The organism is Streptomyces sp. A5-4, from assembly GCF_051131715.1.
Classification (GTDB): domain Bacteria; phylum Actinomycetota; class Actinomycetes; order Streptomycetales; family Streptomycetaceae; genus Streptomyces.
In genome coordinates this window covers 7,174,053-7,191,943 of sequence record NZ_CP178591.1, presented here as the reverse complement: position 1 = coordinate 7,191,943, position 17,891 = coordinate 7,174,053, and the positions used below count along the sequence as shown (strand labels likewise).

General features: G+C 65.7%; 16 protein-coding genes. 4 read left to right on the top strand and 12 right to left on the bottom strand.

All coding sequences use genetic code 11. The features are described 5' to 3' along the window. Window positions 1-4: 4 nt before the first annotated feature. Complete coding sequence (locus ACLLJJ_RS33870; protein WP_434588209.1) at window positions 5-1,624, top strand: IS1634 family transposase; 1,620 nt, start codon at window positions 5-7, stop codon at window positions 1,622-1,624. Window positions 1,625-1,647: 23 nt separating this feature from the next. Here the strand turns inward: ACLLJJ_RS33870 and ACLLJJ_RS33865 are convergent, their stop codons facing one another. Continuing rightward, a complete protein-coding gene (locus ACLLJJ_RS33865) occupies window positions 1,648-1,875 on the bottom strand; it encodes a hypothetical protein (RefSeq protein WP_434598246.1) in 228 nt (75 codons plus the stop codon). A gap of 87 nt (window positions 1,876-1,962) precedes the next feature. Between ACLLJJ_RS33865 and ACLLJJ_RS33860 the strand changes: the two genes are divergently transcribed. From ACLLJJ_RS33860 to ACLLJJ_RS33850, 3 genes are all read left to right on the top strand, one after another. Then, entirely contained in the window at window positions 1,963-2,238 is a 276-nt protein-coding gene (locus ACLLJJ_RS33860) for a hypothetical protein (RefSeq protein WP_434598244.1), read from the top strand. A gap of 190 nt (window positions 2,239-2,428) precedes the next feature. Then, window positions 2,429-2,992: a DNA-binding protein gene (locus ACLLJJ_RS33855; RefSeq protein WP_434598242.1), complete on the top strand. Its 564-nt coding sequence runs from the start codon at window positions 2,429-2,431 to the stop codon at window positions 2,990-2,992. A gap of 98 nt (window positions 2,993-3,090) precedes the next feature. After that, window positions 3,091-3,540, top strand: a complete 450-nt coding sequence (locus ACLLJJ_RS33850; RefSeq protein WP_434598240.1) for a hypothetical protein — start codon at window positions 3,091-3,093, stop codon at window positions 3,538-3,540. 82 nt (window positions 3,541-3,622) lie between these two features. On the opposite strand, the gene ACLLJJ_RS33845 is transcribed toward ACLLJJ_RS33850, so the two are convergent. From ACLLJJ_RS33845 to ACLLJJ_RS33795, 11 genes are all read right to left on the bottom strand, one after another. Beyond that, window positions 3,623-4,114, bottom strand: coding sequence for a hypothetical protein (locus ACLLJJ_RS33845; protein WP_434598238.1), 492 nt, complete (start codon window positions 4,112-4,114; stop codon window positions 3,623-3,625). Window positions 4,115-4,227: 113 nt separating this feature from the next. Continuing rightward, on the bottom strand, window positions 4,228-7,536 hold the full coding sequence (locus tag ACLLJJ_RS33840; protein ID WP_434598236.1) for a hypothetical protein: 3,309 nt from the start codon (window positions 7,534-7,536) through the stop codon (window positions 4,228-4,230). Window positions 7,537-7,580: 44 nt separating this feature from the next. Continuing rightward, window positions 7,581-9,872 carry a hypothetical protein gene (locus tag ACLLJJ_RS33835; RefSeq protein ID WP_434598235.1) on the bottom strand — a complete coding sequence of 764 codons (2,292 nt, stop codon included), beginning with the start codon at window positions 9,870-9,872 and terminating at the stop codon, window positions 7,581-7,583. 55 nt (window positions 9,873-9,927) lie between these two features. Beyond that, a complete protein-coding gene (locus ACLLJJ_RS33830) occupies window positions 9,928-10,827 on the bottom strand; it encodes a hypothetical protein (RefSeq protein WP_434598233.1) in 900 nt (299 codons plus the stop codon). Window positions 10,828-11,050: 223 nt separating this feature from the next. After that, window positions 11,051-11,272 (bottom strand): hypothetical protein, encoded by a 222-nt coding sequence (locus ACLLJJ_RS33825; protein ID WP_434598231.1) that lies wholly within the window; start codon window positions 11,270-11,272, stop codon window positions 11,051-11,053. 676 nt (window positions 11,273-11,948) lie between these two features. After that, window positions 11,949-14,324 (bottom strand): DNA topoisomerase, encoded by a 2,376-nt coding sequence (locus tag ACLLJJ_RS33820; RefSeq protein ID WP_434598229.1) that lies wholly within the window; start codon window positions 14,322-14,324, stop codon window positions 11,949-11,951. Between the two features lie 216 nt (window positions 14,325-14,540). Further along, the gene (locus ACLLJJ_RS33815) at window positions 14,541-15,095 is read right to left on the bottom strand and encodes a hypothetical protein (RefSeq protein WP_434598226.1); all 555 of its coding nucleotides are present in this window, start codon (window positions 15,093-15,095) and stop codon (window positions 14,541-14,543) included. Beyond that, entirely contained in the window at window positions 15,092-16,249 is a 1,158-nt protein-coding gene (locus ACLLJJ_RS33810; protein WP_434598224.1) for a hypothetical protein, read from the bottom strand. The genes ACLLJJ_RS33815 and ACLLJJ_RS33810 overlap by 4 nt, the downstream gene beginning before the upstream one ends. Further along, window positions 16,246-16,656, bottom strand: coding sequence for a hypothetical protein (locus ACLLJJ_RS33805; protein ID WP_434598222.1), 411 nt, complete (start codon window positions 16,654-16,656; stop codon window positions 16,246-16,248). The genes ACLLJJ_RS33810 and ACLLJJ_RS33805 overlap by 4 nt, the downstream gene beginning before the upstream one ends. Before the next feature lie 238 nt (window positions 16,657-16,894). Beyond that, entirely contained in the window at window positions 16,895-17,242 is a 348-nt protein-coding gene (locus ACLLJJ_RS33800; protein WP_434598220.1) for a hypothetical protein, read from the bottom strand. Continuing rightward, window positions 17,239-17,847 (bottom strand): hypothetical protein, encoded by a 609-nt coding sequence (locus tag ACLLJJ_RS33795; protein WP_434598218.1) that lies wholly within the window; start codon window positions 17,845-17,847, stop codon window positions 17,239-17,241. Before ACLLJJ_RS33795 ends, ACLLJJ_RS33800 begins: the two co-directional genes overlap by 4 nt. Window positions 17,848-17,891: the final 44 nt, after the last annotated feature.

Here is a 17,891-nt window from a genome sequence, read left to right as displayed (position 1 = left end):
CCGCATGTCGGTGGAGTTGGCGCCTGTGGTGGAGAGGCGTCTGGGTGCTCTGCCTGCCTCTGCCGAGTTTCTGCGCCGGCTGGACGTGGCCGGGATCATCGACGAGCTGTGTCCTGTCCGTGAGGTGGCTCATCTGACGCACGGGCAGGTCGTCGAGGCGCTGATCGCCAACCGGCTGTCCTCGCCGACCTCGATGGTGCGGGTGGAGGACTGGGCGCGGAAGTGGGCTGTCGAGGAGGTCTTCGGCATCGAGCCGGACCTGCTCAACGACGACCGTATCGCCCGCGCTCTGGACGCGATCGCCCCGCACCTGGAGGAGATCACCGGCTCGGTCGGCGCGCAGGCCATCGCGGAGTTCGGCATCGATACCGCTCAGATCCACTGGGACATGACGTCGATCTCCATGTTCGGCGCCTACCCGGACCAGGAAGAGGAGTACGCGCAAGTCAGATACGGTCACCCCAAGGACCGGCGGGTCGACCTGAAGCAGGTCCAGGCCGGGCTGGCCGTCACCCGCGACGGTGGCATCCCCGTCTTCCACCGTGCCTACGACGGCGGAGCGGGCGAGGTCGCCCAGGTCGTCGGCGCGATGAAGGCCCTGCGGAAGATCGCCGACCGCAAGGACTTCCTGCTCGTCGCGGACTCCAAACTGGTGTCCTACCCGAATGTCACCGCCCTGCTTGACGCCCGGGTCGGATTCGTCGCCCCCATACCCGCGGCCCAGGTCAAAGCCGGCTTCTACGCCACTGCCGACCTCGGGGCCGCCGAGCTGGTCGACTACGTCAACGACCGCGACCGCGAGCGGGAGACCCCCGCCGACCAGCGCGAGTCCTACCGGGTCCTGGAAGACGTCCACGCCATGGCAGGACCACGCAAGCGCGACCCGGTCCACCACCTGCGCCGGATCCTGGTCCACTCCACCGGCAACGCGGAGGGCCAGCGCAAAGCACGCGCCAAGCGTCTGGCCAGAGCCACCGAGGATCTGGAGAAACTGCAAAACTCGGCCGGCGGCCGGTACTACACCACCGCCGAGAAGGTCCAGGCCCGGATCGGGGTGATCACCAAGTCCCGCCGGGTCGCCAGCTGCCTGCGTACCACCGTCACCGCCGGCCCCGACGGGAAACCCACTCTGGCCTGGCACTTCGACGAGGACGTCCTGGCCGCCGAAGCCGCCGCCGACGGCTGGTACTCCCTGGTCACCGCTCTGACTCCGGAGCAGGCCGACACGGCCGAGGTCTTCCGGCGCTACAAAGGCCAGGGAGTGGTCGAACGCCGCTACGGCGAGTTCAAAGGCCCCCTGGCCGTCGCGCCGCTGTTCCTGGAGCACAACCGCCGCATCACGGCCTTGATCACCGTGATCTGCCTGGCCCTGCTGGTCTACTGCCTGATCGAACGCCAGGTCCGCCAGGCCCTGGGCCCCGAGCAGACCATGGCCGGCCTCTACCCCGACAACCGCAAGGTCCGACCCACCGGCCGCATGATCCTCTACCACCTCGACGGCCTCATGCTCCGCCCCGGCACCGCCACCGACCCACCCGTCATCCTCATCAGCCGAGGAGTCCAAGCACACCTACTCGAACTCCTCGGCATCGACGAAACCCGGCCCCGCTGGCTGGAGACCTAAAGCCCCATGTGCGAAGTCACCGGCTAGGCGATGTGCTGCAGCTGCGTGTCGTCGCCGTCGCTCAGCCGGAGGATCGCGACGATGCGATCGACCTGCTCCGAAGTCAGCGGAGGAGCATCCTCAGCAAGCCTCTCGCCAGCCTTCGTCAGTGAGGCGATGACATTCGACGAGACTGACGTTCCACAAGTGGAGGATTTAGTAGAAGGTGACTGAGGCTTTGTCGCCTCCCTCTCATCCATCACTGTCGTCATACCTAGAAGACTACTAGATAGAGCAATCGAAAGGCAATCAAATGCTACTCGGCTTGGAGTCGATAGGGATTCGACTGGGGGCAGTGGATGGCGCAGGCTCAGGAGCCTGCCCCGAGTGTCCAAAAGGTCGCATCGACGTCGGTCAGCAAACTGCCCCGCTGCGAGACCGCCACCCCGGACCGGCTCTGGCGGCACTTCCTCGATGCAACCGGCACCCTGCACGTCGCCGAACACGCCGTGACCTGCGCACTCAATCTCCGCACCCACCACCCGGTCCTCATCGAAGCAGGCTTCGCCGACCTGGAGACCCCCACCCCCTGGTGGAACGACCGCACCCTGCGCTTCCGCTTCCCACCACGCTGAGCGAGGCAGCCAACCTCAACCGAATCTCCGCATCGGGAATCGAGGCCCGGTCAGCGTGGATGGTATCTCTCGCGGGACCCGTCACGGGTCTATGTGACGACGGCCGAGAGTTATGTGACAACCCACCTGGGGCCGCGCCGAGCACGCCTAAGATCGATGCATGTCGTCGCCCCTTCCCACGTCCCTTGCTGTGTCCGACGCCATCACCCACTACCGCCAGCTGCGCGAGCTGACCATCGACGAGCTGGCCTACGTGCTCTTGATGCTCGATCATCCGATCTCAGCCGACGCCCTCGCGGAGATGGAGCGATGTGCTCGCCCCGTGACCGTCGACGATCTCGTCGCGATCGCCTATGTGCTCGACACGACCCCCGCGGTGCTGCTGTCGCACATCCCTATCGACATGCCGGAACCCGAGGGGCCTTTCGCCACCGGGCTCCCGAGTGACGTCGACCCAACCGAGCTCCGTGCCTGGATCGAGGGGAAGACCACGCTCGACCGCGAGTCGCGGGTGCGCTGGTGGGAAGAGCGGGCTGGCCGCCTCAGGGTCCGGTCAGCACACCACGAGGAACAGCTGCAGGGAGCGTACGCAGAGCTGCGTGAACTCGGCGACCTGGCAGTCCAAGAAGCAGGCGCCCCGCCCGTGCAGCGTCTGCAGTGGCGCATCCAGGACGGCGAACACGCGCTCAATCAGTCCGAGGTCGCGCTAGCGTTGACTGAGCATCGGCTCGACAACCTCCGAGAAGGCGCCTGACAGGCGGTCCCGGTCAGCCAAAGTCACCTATCCATAGGTTATTTTGACTGGCCTTCTATCTCAAACCGACTATCCAGAACGAACGAAGGGAGAACGCCATGAGCATCACCAGGACCGCGCGTAGGACGCGGGCCAAGATCGCCGTGTCCATCGCGGCCCTGGCCGCGGGCTCACTCATACTCACCGCCTGCAGCGGAAGCAGCGACAGCGCCAGCAAGCTCGACGGTACCTACTACGTCAAGGACATCAACGGCACGTCCGAACTCGGCCAGCTGGTCGTCAAGGGCAACACCGTCTCGCATCATGAGTACACCTGCGATGGTGTCTACGAGAAGCCGGACGTGACCAGCACCGGCGAGTTCAACAAGGATCAGTCCCAGATCATCTGGACGGTCGCCGGAGAGGACAGCCGCAACGAGCGGACCGGCAGCGAGTCCGTCTCAACCAGCGACACCTCGATCAGCATCAGCGGTAGCGCGTACGTACGTGACAACTCCGATGCCGGCAAGGCTCTGCTGGACGGCTTCAAGGCCAAGTGCGGGAAGTAACGTCGACGTCTCGCTCGGCCGGCCAAGCAACACAGAACCCCGTGGACATCGCGTCCACGGGGTTCTGTCTTTCCTCGGCTGATCAAGCCTCTGACGTCAACTCCTGAAGCTGCTGCGCCCGGTACTCCTCGACTGTCTCCGGCGGCCAGCCATACTTCGGAGCATGCTGCTCGACGAAATCGAGCTCGGCCCACGCTGCCGGCCTCCGAATCCTGGACTGGGCCACCACGACGAACACCACGGCGCTGACGCCGATGTTGGACAGACACCACCCAGTCAGCAGCACCAGCATCACAGGCAGATCATCCTCGATCGCCATGGTGCCAAAAACGCCCAAGCCTGCGCCGTTGACCAGAAGGCTCGACACGTACCCCTCGAACGTGCTGGCCAGACGCGCCAGAGTCCGCGGCTCGTCGCGATGCCGCACGGCGCGTACCATCTCGCCGACGAACACCACGGTGGTCACGGCCGCGATAGTGCTCAGTGCCAGCTCGCGGATCCCGGTGATCCACCATCGCGCCGAGCGCCACCAGCCACGCGGGAACACGCCGCGAAGCTTCGATCCGAGCCTCATGCTTCCTTCCTTCTCCTCACGCTACTCAAAGGCTGACGCACCCGGTGAGAACGATCGTCGCGATCATCCTCACCGGGTGCGTCAGCCCTCCACGCTCGCCCTCGACCGGACGATCAGTCCTCCTTGCGCCGGCCCCGGCGGAGGCCACCGGCCGGCCGCTGCTGCGGCTCCGGGGTCTCCACGCTCTGAGGGGCTGGATCGGCAACCCGGCGCGGACGAGGACGCGGACGCGGAACCGGCGCCTGCCGCGGCGAAGGATCCGGTGCAGGAGCCGGCGGCCGCGGAGCCTGCGTCCGAGCCGGGGTCCGCGCACCAGGGGCAGCCGGAGTCTGACCCGAAGCCGAAGCGGCCACGGGACGAGGATCCGACGTGCCAGCTCCCAGCGGTCTCGGAGCCGGGGTGCCCTGAGCGGAGCGCGTCGGACGCGGGCTCGGCGCGGCCGGCTGCCCGGAAGCAGGAGCCGGGGCAGGCACAGCGTCGCCGCTGAAGCGCTGCGGTGCAGCCTGATGGTTGCTGCCCTGCTGGCTCTGCGCACCCTGGGAACCCGTGCCGAACAGCGTCGGGCCCGTCTGACCGGCGACAGCCTTACGGTCTCCGCTGGTCGGAACAGAGTCGGTGCTACCCGCACCGCTTCGGCCCTGAGCGCCACCGCGAGAGCTCGACGGATCCGTGGACGAGGCCAGAACCTCGCCGGGGATGACCTTGTTACCGTCCGAGGTGTACCCGAGGTTCGACAGGCCGCCCTGGTTGCTCAGACCGTGCGCCGTCTGCTTGTCCGAGCGCGAGCTGCCCGCTCCACCACTCGTCAGCTGCAGCGGACCACCCTTGTCGTCGGGTCCGTCGCCCTGATCGGGCGCGCCCTGAGCACCGGCGGGGCCACTGCCGCCCGGCAGAGCCTTGACGTCGTCACTGCCGCCGCCGGAGCCACCACCACCAGGACCACCATCCAGCGCCGGGCTGTCCGGGCCATCCGGTCCATCCTGGCCGCCACCCCCGTGGGCCAGCTGCTGCTGACCAGCGGTCAGCGCCGTGGCGTCACCGTTCGTGCCGCCGGCGTTCGTCGACGCCGTCTTGCCCGCGGGCTTGCCCGTGCTCGGGGACGCCGGACCGCTGGTCTTGCTGTTGAACCCGTTGGCGAGCTTGTTGCCCATGGCCATACCCGCGCCAGCCCCTGCACCCGCGGCCAGAGCAGGCATCATCCCGCCCTTGTCCGGCTTCGGCGCGGTGTTCGTCTCGAGGAACTTGTCCACGAGCTTGGTGACCACCTCGTCCATCGCCTGCAGCACAGTCTTGCGCACCCGTAGCAGGGCGAAGGTGATGCCCGTGATCACCAGCGAGGAGATCAGGGTCAGGATCACCACGATGATCCCGCCGAGCGCGGCGCTGCCCCACAAGCCGCCCGGGCTCATGAAGCTCGACATGGGTCCAGCCATGATGTCCGGGACCGAGATCAGGAACTCCGAGACGAACTGGTAGATGAACAGCGTGAGGAGGACCTCCAGGATGAGCGCCATGGAGTAGACGATCACTTTGGCGATCGCCTGCATCGCACCCAGCGTCGCGAACGGCACGGCGGCCACCAATCCGAAGATCCGCTTAACCGAGCCGGCCAGCATGCCGATGGCGTACCAGAAGCCGAGCAGGACGATGGAGCCCAGGACCGTGGCCGCGTTGCTCCAGTACATGAACTTCGCCGGCCCCGTACCCACCTGGCTGACGGCCATGTGGTTCTCGCGTGTGAACCCGCTGGTGGCGTTGTTCGACGAGTACATGGTCAGCGAACTGGGGCTGAACCCGGTGTTGAGGTAGTTGTACGCCGTCAGCGGGGACAGGTTGCACGAGGAGGGCGTCTTGCCCACCGTAAAGCCACAGCCGCCCTTCGTCCCCGTCGTCGTAAAGACCGTCGAGTCCTTACCGGGACGAAAGGAGGTCAGGCCCGTGCCGTCGGTCGAAATCACCGGGTGATCGACCGGCTTCGGCCCCTTCTCCTCACCGAACTGCTCCACGTCGCCGTAGCTGCTCTTGTCGACAAACCAGCTCTTCTTGACATCCGAGCTCTCGTCCAGCTGCGTGATCGAGCTCTTGATCCCCGACTCGAAGTCGGAGGCCGCTATCTCGCCGCTGGCGATGTACTTGCCGATGATCCCGAAGGTCGAAAACACCGCCTTGAAGTCGTCCGAGGCACTGCCGCCAGTGGCGGAGACCGTGCCGTCCTTCCAGGCCGACTCGGCGTCGTTGGCCTTCGTTCCGATGCTGATGCCGTTGAACGTCGCCCCGTGGGACTGCTTGTTGATCGCCAGCGCGCTCGTGCGCACCGACATCATCGCGTCCGGGCTCGCCTGGTCGCCGTTCCAGGAAACAGTGGCCTGGTCGGGGATCCCCAGACGGTCGTTCATCATCCACGCCTCGAAGTCGACGTAGGTGCTCAGCACGACGCGCGTCGGGCCGGCGTGCTGACCAAGAACGGAATCGTCGAACTTTCCGAGCACGCTGGAGTACATCGACCCGACGAGCGGCAGGCCGACGCCGATGAAGACGACGCGCACGATGAGCTTCTTGATCGCCGAGCCCCGGTCCATCTTCTTGAACATGACCAGGCCGATGAGCAGGAAGCCGATGAAGATCGGCACGAGCGCCTGCCACGAGATATCGACGAGCAGGCCGTACCATCCGCTGATCCAGTGCTGCAGACCCGAGAGCGCGCCTCCTCCGGTATCACCTCCGGTCATACCCTCGGCAAGAGTCGGATTGACCGCCGCGACCGCGCTGTAGAACCACATGAAGGGGTTGATGAGCTTCAGGAACTGGATGATGACGTAGAACAGCGTGCCGACCGCCAGCGCCAGGGCGTAGAGGACCCAGACGATCGACCCCCCGATCACGCTCACGATCTGGCCGCCGATGCCCGAGGACATCGTGTCCAGGCCAAGGTCGTTGTTGGCCGCCCCGAAGTGCGCGTAGTCGAGCATGCCCGAGTACTTCGCGTTGCCCTTGTCATCCTTCGCGGCCAGAGTCTCGTAGGTAACGGTCTGCGAGGACCCCGACACCTCGGCGAAGAACCAGCCCACGACGTTGCCCAGGCTGAACTCCGGGTCGGAGTAGCCGAGCATGGAACCGCCCGAGGCCGGGCTGGACGTGACCGGCTTCCAGTTCTCGTGCATGCCCTTGTCGTTTTGCGGCGAGTTCTTCTCGCTGAAGTACGAGCTCGCGTTCGAGGTCAGCTGGTAGAGGCTGTAGTTGTCGCGCTCCTTCTTGTCGTCCGCGGACGCCGGCGAGGAGGTCGCCATCATGAAGACCGGCACGAGCAGCGCCGCCAGGAGCACGAGGGCGAGCCCGCGCGCGAGCCTGCCCGGGCGGGCTACACCACCGCCGTGGCCGGCCCAGGCAGGCAGCCTCGCCACCGCCGTGATCGTCCTGTTCATCGTCTCTCCTCTACTCCTCGCCCTCGTATCAGTGCTGACCCCGCTCATGTTTTGACCAGCTTCTTCGGCCTGGGCCTCTCCGCTGGTCGCCTTGCGCCGTTCTCGGGCTGCTGCAGGCTCTTGCCGTCGTTGCGCTTGCTCGCGTCGCCCTGGCCCGCGTCAGCCTCACCGTCGCCGCCCTCGCTGTGTTTCCGGATGCTGGTGAGGTTCGCGCCCGGTGCCGGCTTGTCGTGCATGATCGCGTCCATCCGCGTCGCCTCTTCGGCCCTGGCCGCCTCCAGACGGACCTGCCTGCGCTGGGCCTCGCGGTAGGGGTTGATCCCCAGTGCCAAATCCAGGTGGAAGACCACGTTGGAGACGCCCCGGCGCAAGTACGTGAGGTTCTCGCCCTTGGTCGTGATGAGCTGGGCGAGATCCGGCGGGATCCGCTGGTGTAGCTGCTTCTGGTACTCCGCCACCGTTCCGTCGCGCATCGGGCCGAAGAGCGTGTAGTCCGCAGCGTCGAACTTGTTGAAGTCGCTGTCAGCCAGCATCTTGTCGACATCGTTGTAGCTGTAGACCACTCGGCCGCCACGCTCGTGCATGTGGTCGAACTGGTCCTTGATGTACTTCTTCACCCGGTCGTCGATGTGCTCGGTGCCGTGGATGATCACCGTGTCGCCGAGCCCCAGCTTGCCGACGGCGAAGCCGACGACGTTCACCAGCTGCGCCATCGCCACGCCCTTGCCGCGGCGCATGAGCCGTGAGAAGTCATAGACCACGCGCCGGGAGTCCCGGACCCCGTCCACAGCCGAGGCCGTGTGGTTGTTGAAGAGATCGCCGTTCGTGCTCAGCATCGCGTTGGCGATGCCCCTGAGCACGTTGTACGCCCGCAGCTGATCCGCGTCGGTCTTGCTGGAGTTCAGCAGCGCCTTGTGCGCGGTCGCCAGGTAAGAGACGAACATCTGAAGACGCGGCACCTGGGTGTGCGGGATATTCACCACACGCAGGCGGCGCCGCTGCTCCTGGGCGTTGTGCCGCCACATACCCTGCTCGATGTAGAAGTCCGTGGCGGTGTCTTCGAGAGCACTGCGGATGATCGAACCGACGGCACCATCGGTGGTCTCGTAGAGCTGCTCGAACATCAGCTTGAGCTTCTCCATCTGGGCGGAGAAGACCGTCAGTTCGTCCTCCTCCTCGCCGAACATCTCGAACATGTTCACGTCGCCCTGGTTCAGGTCCACGCGCGAGGTGAGCCGTTCGAACTTCGGGCCGAGCTTGTCGAGGTTCGCTCCGTCAAGGACGAGGTGAACGACCTGGCCGTTGTTCAGCAGCGCGGCCTGCGAGATCTTCGAGCACCACATGTTGGCCACCCGCTGGCGGTCGAGGTACTCGCTGAGCGTGGCGTCGGCGACGATCACGTGATGGTCGTAGGCGTTGACGTCCATGAGCACGGCGCTGTTGTTGACGTCGCCGACCATGTAGCCGACGTACTCGCCGCCCTTGTCGTTGAGGCCGTTGGTCACCAGCGAGTACGAGCCGGCCAGCTCGGTCGAGGTGAAGTGGAAGCCCTTGCCCTTCTTCTTCTCGTTGTTCTTCCACAGGCCCGAGAGCTCCTGGCGCTGCTCGCCGGCATAGGGCGCAGCCTTCAGCGTGCCGAAGCGGTCGATGTACAGGCGCGTGACCCGGTCGATCGTGTCGTCCAGGGTCGCCAGGTCGGGGGCCTTGAGAAAGAGCCGGTTGTGCACGGAGAGGTAGCTCGCGCCGTCCTGGAGCTCTCCGATCGTGACCCCGAGGTCACCGGAGATCTTCGCGGCCTTGCGCTTGGAGGAGGTCGTGCCCGTCTCCTCCTGCTCGTTGGCATCGAGCCGTTCCAGCTTCTCCGACTGCTTCGTATACGAGTCGATCCACTTGTCGTCCATCCGCTTGACCTGCTCAAGCACGACCGCGGTGACCCGCTCGTCCAGCCCGTCCGGGATCCGATCGATGCCCCAGAAGGCGGCGAAGTTGTCGTGCGCGGCGTCGCCGTGGAAGTACGCCAGGATGCAGGCGACCGAGCCGTCGACCTCGAAGTAGTCGGAGCGGAAGAGGTACTTCTCCTTCGGCTTCAGCGCGAGCAGATGCGGATAGGCGTCGAACGTGCCCTGGAGGTGCTTCACCTCCCGGCGGCGCTGCCACCAGTTCTTCTTCGGCTCGGCGGCCTCATCGGCCACGCCGTCAGCTGCCGCAGTGTCCTGCACACCCTCAGCCTGAGCAGCGCCGTCCGCGCGCGGATCATCGACCACAAGCTCCGCGGTCTCATTCGTCTCGTCAGGCTTCTTCCCCGGGATGCCGAGCTGTGCCCGGACTTTCGTCATCAGCACCATGGTGTCCTTCGTTCGTTCCTGGTCGTGTCGGTCGGCCTGGCGCTGATCAGTTCAGCGACGCCTTGAGATTGGGCAGTTCGTCGTCGATGCCCTGGTAGAAGACCCGCAGCATCGGCTCGGCCTCCTCGCGGTCGAGCATCGCGGCTTCCCTGATCATGAGAATGGAGCCGCCGACCTCGGCCTGGAGGACCTGGTGCCCCTTGCGTAGTGCGTCGGCGTTCTTGCCCTTGAGCAGCAGGTACTGGTGGATCGAGGGGAACTTCCCGCCCACGTGCTGCGTGAGGATTTCGTACTGCTCGTTCTGCAGCTCGATCAGATCGGGGTCACGGACCTGCAGGGCCTGGTTGCGCCGCTCCAGGATCGCCACCTGGTGGTAGATCCGCTGCGGCTCCTTCGTCGTGATGAAGCTGTGCTCGCAGGTCGTCTCGACCTTGCGCCAGAAGGAGTCGACCCGGTCGAGGATCCCGACCCGGTCCTCGTCGAAGAGCAGATAGCTCGCCGAGCCGACAACCAGGTAGACCCGACCTTCGCCGCCGTCGGAGAAGTGGATCAGCCCGTCCTCGTCGATCCCGTCGACGCCGACGATCGAGTAGAAGTCCGTGGGATTCGAGCTACGACGGGTGAAGACGTGGCGGGCCTTGCGCGGCAGGTACGCCAGGAAGGCCGGCACCCGCATGATGCGCAGCTCCTTCGTCTTCATCAGCCCACCGAAGTAGGCGATCGCCGCCATTCCCCAGAGGACGAAGAACGTGATGGCGACTGGGCCCGAGCTCGCGACGAACGTCGACGTGCTGAACCACAGCAGGGCGAGAATGCCGCCGCCGAAGAAGAGCAGCTGCTTGATCGGGGAGGGCTTCGCCGCCCAACCTCCCTTGCTCAGCGTGATCTCGTGGTCGAGGAAGCTCCTGTTCAGCGAACTCGGCACCTTATAGGAAAGTTTCGCCATGAATCTCTCATCTCACCCTGCGACCACAATGGTCATCGATCGACCTATCCAAAAGCCCTCATATGCGAGGTGTGTGGATGGCATCCTATCTTAGATAGGTCATTTGAATCGAGATCAAAAGGGTCTTGAATGGCGACATGTGGCGAGTCGGACTAGCCGGTCCGAGTCGTCGAGTGTCGTCTGGGCGGCTGACAGATCAGTCGCGCCGCGGGAGCAGAGGCGCTCAGCCCATCGCTACCGCCTCGAAGCGCGGAACGTCGTCGCCCAGGTCAAGCACGGCCAGCGCATCGGCTGAGCCGTCCCGGTCGAGGATCTCCTGACGCACCGGCATCCCATCGAGCACTGCCTGCTCCGAGTGCCGAAAGTGGTAGCGTCCCGCGACGCACAGCGTCCCCTTGGCCGGATCGAGCACCGAGAGCACCCGCGCGGTGTGCACCTGCTGCACCGCGCGCTCATACGCCAGATCGTCAGGGTGTCAGCCGTGGCCGTCGCCGAGCCGCTGGATCAACCCCGGGACCGCCAGCGCCTCGTGGGCGAGCACCACATCAGGGCTTGCCCCGGCGTCCAGAAGACCCGCTGCCTGCTCGTCCGTGGCAGCTCAGCCTCCCACCATGTCAGGCCCGGCATTCGCACGCACCGGTCGATACCCGCGGCCCCTGCCAGCCAACCGACGGGGTGCTGGCCGGCACACACGAGACCGGAGCGGGGGAGGAGCGCCAGATGTGATCCCATCCGGAGGACCCCGGAGCCGTTGCGCGACAACGTGTCGATTACGTCGTAGTTCTCGTGGTCGCCTAACACGACATGCAGGCGCTCGCCCTGCTGGGAGAGCTGCTTGTTCAAAGCCTCCAGAGCCTGGATCTCGCTGCGCGTGCCGCGCCAGAGCATCCAAGTCGCCCAGCTGCACCAACGAGGTGCAGCCTCTCGACGCCAGCGTCACCATTGCGTCGCGCAAGAACCTGGCGGCGCCATGGACATCGCTGATCAGGCCACCCGATCGACCAGCTGCACGATTTCGTTCATCGTCCCCATCACATCGCCTCCTGTTGTCGCTGTCGTGAAAGGCAGCAGCGGGCCCCGAGGTCCGGGACCCGCTGCTGCTCGTCAGTGCCCGTCCGGCATCAACCGAACGACGGGACGATCTTCTTCTTGCCGCCCTCTTCCTTCCAGGAGATGCGGGCGTCGAAGGTCTTGCCCTTGGCCGAGACGAAGCCCGTGCCCTGGATGGTCTCGCCGGCCGCCAGGTCCTTGTGCTGCGCATCGGTGAAGGTCACCTGGCACCAGGACCGAGGCGGCTCGTGGGCGGGGCCGAAATCAAGGATGATCTTCTTCGCCTTCTCGTCCCAGCTGACCTTGCAACTGAAGGTCTTGCCAGTCCGCGCGCTGACGAAGTCGTCGATCTCCAGCGACTGGCCCGCCAGGAGCGCCATGACCTCCGCCGGCGTGAACGTCCGACCAGACCACTTCGTCGGCCTGTCCAGCACCTCCAGCTGGAACCCGACGAACTTGCGGCCCCTGAAGTCGCCGACGCCGAGCGCACCGGTGGCCGTGAAGGGCTTGTCCGCCTTCGACCTCGCCTCGAATGAGATCGTCTCGCCCGCGAGCAGCTTCGCCACCTCGTCATCGCTGAACTCGTGGCCCGACCAGATCTTCTTGAAGGCGACCTTCTTCGGGCCACCCGGAGCGGCCTGCCACACGCCCTCGGCGCGGGCGGCGCCGACTTGCTCCTTCAGGCCCAGCTCAGCGCGCATGGACGCGGCGTTCTTCGTCATCGTGGCGATGTCCTCGCGCACCCAGTCGGCGACGACGGCCAGGCGCTCCTCGGTGGTCGCCGTCCCGGCGGCGATGTCGCGCATGTCGGCGTAGACCTTCTCGGTGAGCCCGAGATCGCCGATGCGCGTGCCAGGCAGGAGCCTCCAACTCATCTCGCCGGCTTGCGCCAGCCTGAGCTTCCTGCCCTTCTCGGTCAGCAGCGGATACTTCGCCTTGTCGTTGGTAACCTCCGAGTACGTCGAAGTGCGGGTCGCGCCCGTGCCCACGTCACGCTTCTCCAGCTGCTTCATGAGCCACCTCATCGTCGGGTGCTCCGGACGCTTGTTCGCGCCCTCGAAGATGAACGGCTCAGCGTTCTGGCCCAGGCCCCTGCTGGACTCGTTCTCGTCGCCTTCGGCCGTGCCGTCGCCGGCGTCCGGATCGAACACGGCCCGCCAGCCGGGGCTCTTGGGCACGTTGGCGATGCCGACGAAGTCCGGGTACTTCTCCACGTGGCCCTTCTGCTGCTCGTAGAGGTAGTCCTCGGCGAGCATGGCCAGGTAGTTCTTCGCGAGCATCTCGTAGATGAGCCGCCCGGCCTTGCCGTACTTGTGATCGACCTCGTCCAGCGACGAGGGCACCTTCGGACCCGGACGGTTCGCGCCGTGAGCGCCCTGGGGCTTCACGTGCGTGGAACGAGGCTGGCGGTGCGTCAGGAGCCCAGCCTCGACGCCGACCACCGCGGCGATCTTGTCGGCCAGCGGCGCGAGGTCCTTGAACTGCTCAGGCGTGATCGTCTTGTCCTCGGTGCGCGGGTACGAGACAACCTGGTCCTCGTACATCTTCTGGTAGGTCGAGAGCGTCAGGTTCGCCTTCACACCCTTGCCAACGAGTATCGAAGACAGGGAGGCAAGGTCGAGCAGCTTCGGCGGCACGGTCTTCTTGTCCGCCTTGCTGTCCAGGACGACAGCGGAGGGGCCGTACTGCTGCGGCACCTGGCCCTTCTGGTCGAACCGCGGCTCGTCCGGGTTCGTGTACATGACGTCGCTCTCGTCGCGGAAGCGGTTCTGGAAGAACGGCTTCTTGACGTACGCGTCGTAGGCCTTCTGCTGGTCGCCGACGAGAGAGACCATCGCCGACTTCAGCCGGCCCTGGCGCAGCACGAGGTCCTGACCGGACTGGCGGCCCATCGCCGTGGCGATACGGGTGAACTGCATCGAGAGGAAGTCCCACTGCGAGCGGTACATCGCCTTGCGGTAATCGCCCTCGTCCTGCATGGACTTCACAGGCCGGCGCTGCTCGAAGGCCTTCTGGATCGATACCTTCGACTCATCGGTGAACTCCATGCGGCTGAACTTCGAGCCGTGGAAGCCGAGTTCGTCGATCGCCTCCCAGAAGAGCAGGTCGCCCTCGCCGGACGGATCCAGGTCCGTGGCGATGACGATTTCGTCGCCGCGGCCGAGCGCGCTGCGCAGCGTCTTGATGACGTCCGCGACGTTCTTCTGCGGCTCGCGCTTCCACGTCAGATCATCGGGATCCCAGGGCAGATTGCTCAGGTCCCACTTCTGATAGACGTCCGCGAGCGAGGAGTCCACCATCGCGTGCGGCTGGGCGAACTCATAGAGATGACCCCGCAGGCTCGCCACCTCATAGGCCGTGCCCTTGTAGCGGCCCTTCGCCCCGCCGAGGGCGCTGGCCATGTTCCTCGCTGCGCTCGGCTTCTCTGCGACCACGATCGCGACCATGTTGACTCCTGCTCGTCATCGACTTGGAAACGAGTTCGATTCTACTCCAAGAGGGCGGTTTAATGGGAGTTAAAGGAAGATTGAAAAGGCATTGAATGGTACGAGGGGCATGCAGAAAAGCCCGGCTCCGGCACGCTGTTAGAGCAATCACCGCTCGTCGAAAAAGGAGGAAACCCCGAAAAGTTTCTTCTCGGGGTCTTCGTCTGCCGAGCGCAACTATCGAGTCGGCATCGCCACGCCGAGCCGGACGCGGTACGCCCGCAGCACCTTGCCGAGCGTCTCGAGTCCCTCAGGGTGCTTCAGGCCTTCCTCCAGCTCCTTCAGTCGGATGGGCCGCACGCCGGCCACCTCAGTGACCTGCTTGTGCGTGGCCTGCCCCCTGAGCTTGATCAGCAGATCCGGCAGGTCTGCGGCGAGGTCTTCGAACATCCGGAACTTCTCCCGCTCGCCCATGCGCGTGTGGCCGACGTGGATCGCGCCACAGCTCTCTTCGCACCAATACCAGCTCGTCGACGCATCTTCCCGGAGCTTCGCGGGGATCTCCTGCTCGCTCCGGTAGCGGCGCTTGAAGGCCCACGTCTCTTCGCGCTGCGTCCGGCATCCGCGCGGCGCGTCCTCGGGCCGCGAGGCCGGCGCGGCCATACCCGCACACCGCGGAGTGCAGTACAGGCCGAGGTGCACCGGGTTCTGGGCGCGGAGGCCCAGACCCTTGCCGCACGTCTTGCAGCGCTGCCGGGCGGGGAAGAGCTTCTCCTTGCTCGTCGTGGTCATCGAATCGGCCGTCCTTCCCGCTCGCGTTCAAGCTTTGACTGCTTCCTGGTCGCCTCCCGGGCCTTGTCCCGGAGGTAGATCGCCTCCTTGTGCGTGATCGGCGCGTCGTGGAGGTTGTGCGAGCCCCGCAGGAAGTTCTCCGTACGGTCGGCGATGGAGTATGCCAGCGCCTGCTCGACCACCGCGCTGGTCTGGCGCACCTCGCCCAACTCGTCGCGCAGCTTGCGCAGTAACCCGTCCCGCTCGCGTTCAGCGGCCTCCATGCTCATCAGCCGTGCCACCACGCTGCCCAGCAGCGGATCGCGGGAACGGAATAGCTCGACGGCGCGCTCGGTGGCAGGATCGGCATCAAGGTGCAGGTCGAGCTGTGCCAGCAGGAACGCCGTCACCAGCGTGCCCTGGCTCAGCCGCTGGCTGAACTCCCGAGCAGCGCTGTCGCTCACGCGCAACTCACGGACTGCGGCTGCTCTCAGCTGCTCCCGCAGCGCGTTCACGATGCTCTCGGGCAGCGCCTTGATGTGCGGCTGGCTCTGCACGCCGGCGAGCCGGAAGCCCGACTGGGGGAGCGTGGCGGTCTCGGCTGTACTACCCGAGCCCCCCTTCGAGGCCGCGCTCTGCACGGCGTCCTGATGGTCGGTGAGCTGCAGTGATCCGGGCGTTACATGCTCGGATTCATCCGGTGCGGCGACGACGTGATGACCAGCAACTTCGGCTGTAGCGGCGTCCTCGACGTCCGGCTGTGCCCCAGGAGCCGGAGCGGCATCAGCCGCAAGGCCCGCCGGCGGGCCGCCCGGGAGCACCCCGTCAGCGGTGTTCTGTCCGCCGCCGGCACCACTGTGCCGATTAGATCCGTCGGCCCGCTCGGAGTCGCCGGCATCGGGCTCCAGGTTCGGGCGATCCGCTTCGGCTTCCACGTCGAGATCAGCCTGCGGACCTTCAACCTTGAGTTGAGAGTCGACGTCGCCGGCCTCATCGAACTGCACCTCCGGCTCGGGCGTTGCCGCCTCAGGCTCAGGCTGTGGCGCCTGGGCCTGGACACGCCTGAGCTCCTCGCTCCCGCCGCGCCTGTAGGCGTCAAGGAAGGACGTGTCCACCTCCATCACCTCGTTGGTAGGAGTGGCCGCCTCCAGCATCTCTGCGAAATCCCGGCTCATGCGAGCTCACCGTCCTCGTCGTCCAAGAGGTAGTTGTCGCCGCGGGTGAGCCCGATCAGCGAGTCGAAGCCCGTGGTGACGACGCGTTCAAGGTTCGCCGAGTTCTTCGCCAGCGCCGCGACCTGGTCGACGAGCTCGTTGAGCCGCGCGATCTCCAGGGTCGGCAGGTCATAGTCGAGGTTCTCGCGCCGGATCTTCTCGACCACCGCCTCGGCCACGTATTCGTTCACCGAGGAGAACCCGCGCTTGTCAGCCCAGTACTCCGCGCGCTGCTTGTCGTCCGAACTCAACCGGACGAACATGCCCTGGCGGCCGCTGCTGCTGTTGCTCTGCGTCGGGCCCGGGGGCTTCCTCTTTGTGCCGCGCGCAGGCTGCGTCATCTTATCCAGCTCCTGTGTGACGGCCATGCGCCGCTTCTCCTTGCCATACTAGACTGGTCCATCAAGAGGTCCTTATCAATGCTACCCGATAATCCATCTACGCTCTTTCTGTCAGGTTTTGAATGACGGTAGAGTCGCAGGCGCGCCCAGTCGTCCCCCTGGCTGCGCATCGCCGTAGCGGGTGGACCTGCTCGATTCCTTTCCCCTCGGGCGGGGACACCTGCTGCGGATCACGCCCACTTTCGCCTGTCTGATGGACTCCCGCTCAGGAGCCGGGGGTGGAAGTCGGCGTCGCGTTCGTCGTGCAGTCGACGAGCCCCTGGGTGAACCTCGGCGACTGCCAGATCGCCTTGTCCTTGTCGCTGGGTAGATGCTCGACGATCGATTTAGTGCCAAGGCGTGCGCCGCTGGCGAAGAAGTGCAGCGCCTCCTGGCTGAAGCCCGCGTCGTAGACCAGGGTCGACAGGCACTGGCCGGCCGTCGCGTAGCTCTTCTTCTGATCCTCGTCCCGGGCGTAGGAGGAGAACGTTGTCCCCGTACTGATGTGAGTGGCTCTGGCTTGATTTTTGTAGCCGGAGATCATCTCGAGGTGAGGGTCGGCTACAAAAATCAAGCCAGAGCCACGTTCACTTGTACGCCGACAAACGTCGAGACCAGGCCCTTGGTGAGCTCGAGGGACGAGTTGACCGGCTGGTCCACACGGACTGGATAGACCGGCCTCAGATCCGGCTTGCCAGCCGCAGGTTTCGCGGCAGCCTTCGGTGGCTCGTAGCTCTGGGCCTCGGTGCTGTTGTCGTTCGGGAGGAAAGCCTTGTCGGCGCACGCGTCGAAGTTCTCACGCAGCGACCGCGAGGCCAGGAGCGCAGCGTCGTCCTCGCTCACCTTGTTCAGTCCGTCGATGACTGCGCCCATGTCGTCGCCGACGATGTAGGCCTGCGCCTCCTCCGGCATTCCCGCCTTCCGCACTGCTCTGGCCAGGCAGGCCCCGCCGTCCTTTCTGGAACCCCCGGTTCCCTGAAAGGCGAGCTTTTCCAGCGCCTCGCCGAGGGCCTTGTCGGTGACCTTGGCAGTGCTCGTGGTCGGACTATGCGCAGGCGACGACTGTGCTGCCTGGGGTGTTCCGCCGTTGCCGCCGGAACACCCGGCGAGCGCAACGCCCGCGGCCGCAGCCAGCGCCGCAGCGGAGAGCCCAGCCCTCCTCGTCCTCCAGGTCTTCATCGCTTCTCGCCCCTCCTGTTGCCGACCAGTCCGATTGGATCGAC

What these genes read in the sequence shown, in the direction of transcription:
- ACLLJJ_RS33870 (WP_434588209.1), top strand. Translation starts at nt 5, where the DNA reads ATGTCGGTGGAGTTGGCGCCTGTGGTGGAGAGGCGTCTGGGTGCTCTG.
- ACLLJJ_RS33865 (WP_434598246.1), bottom strand. Translation starts at nt 1,875, where the DNA reads ATGACGACAGTGATGGATGAGAGGGAGGCGACAAAGCCTCAGTCACCT.
- ACLLJJ_RS33860 (WP_434598244.1), top strand. Translation starts at nt 1,963, where the DNA reads ATGGCGCAGGCTCAGGAGCCTGCCCCGAGTGTCCAAAAGGTCGCATCG.
- ACLLJJ_RS33850 (WP_434598240.1), top strand. Translation starts at nt 3,091, where the DNA reads ATGAGCATCACCAGGACCGCGCGTAGGACGCGGGCCAAGATCGCCGTG.
- ACLLJJ_RS33845 (WP_434598238.1), bottom strand. Translation starts at nt 4,114, where the DNA reads ATGAGGCTCGGATCGAAGCTTCGCGGCGTGTTCCCGCGTGGCTGGTGG.
- ACLLJJ_RS33840 (WP_434598236.1), bottom strand. Translation starts at nt 7,536, where the DNA reads ATGAACAGGACGATCACGGCGGTGGCGAGGCTGCCTGCCTGGGCCGGC.
- ACLLJJ_RS33835 (WP_434598235.1), bottom strand. Translation starts at nt 9,872, where the DNA reads ATGACGAAAGTCCGGGCACAGCTCGGCATCCCGGGGAAGAAGCCTGAC.
- ACLLJJ_RS33830 (WP_434598233.1), bottom strand. Translation starts at nt 10,827, where the DNA reads ATGGCGAAACTTTCCTATAAGGTGCCGAGTTCGCTGAACAGGAGCTTC.
- ACLLJJ_RS33820 (WP_434598229.1), bottom strand. Translation starts at nt 14,324, where the DNA reads ATGGTCGCGATCGTGGTCGCAGAGAAGCCGAGCGCAGCGAGGAACATG.
- ACLLJJ_RS33815 (WP_434598226.1), bottom strand. Translation starts at nt 15,095, where the DNA reads ATGACCACGACGAGCAAGGAGAAGCTCTTCCCCGCCCGGCAGCGCTGC.
- ACLLJJ_RS33810 (WP_434598224.1), bottom strand. Translation starts at nt 16,249, where the DNA reads ATGAGCCGGGATTTCGCAGAGATGCTGGAGGCGGCCACTCCTACCAAC.
- ACLLJJ_RS33805 (WP_434598222.1), bottom strand. Translation starts at nt 16,656, where the DNA reads ATGGCCGTCACACAGGAGCTGGATAAGATGACGCAGCCTGCGCGCGGC.
- ACLLJJ_RS33795 (WP_434598218.1), bottom strand. Translation starts at nt 17,847, where the DNA reads ATGAAGACCTGGAGGACGAGGAGGGCTGGGCTCTCCGCTGCGGCGCTG.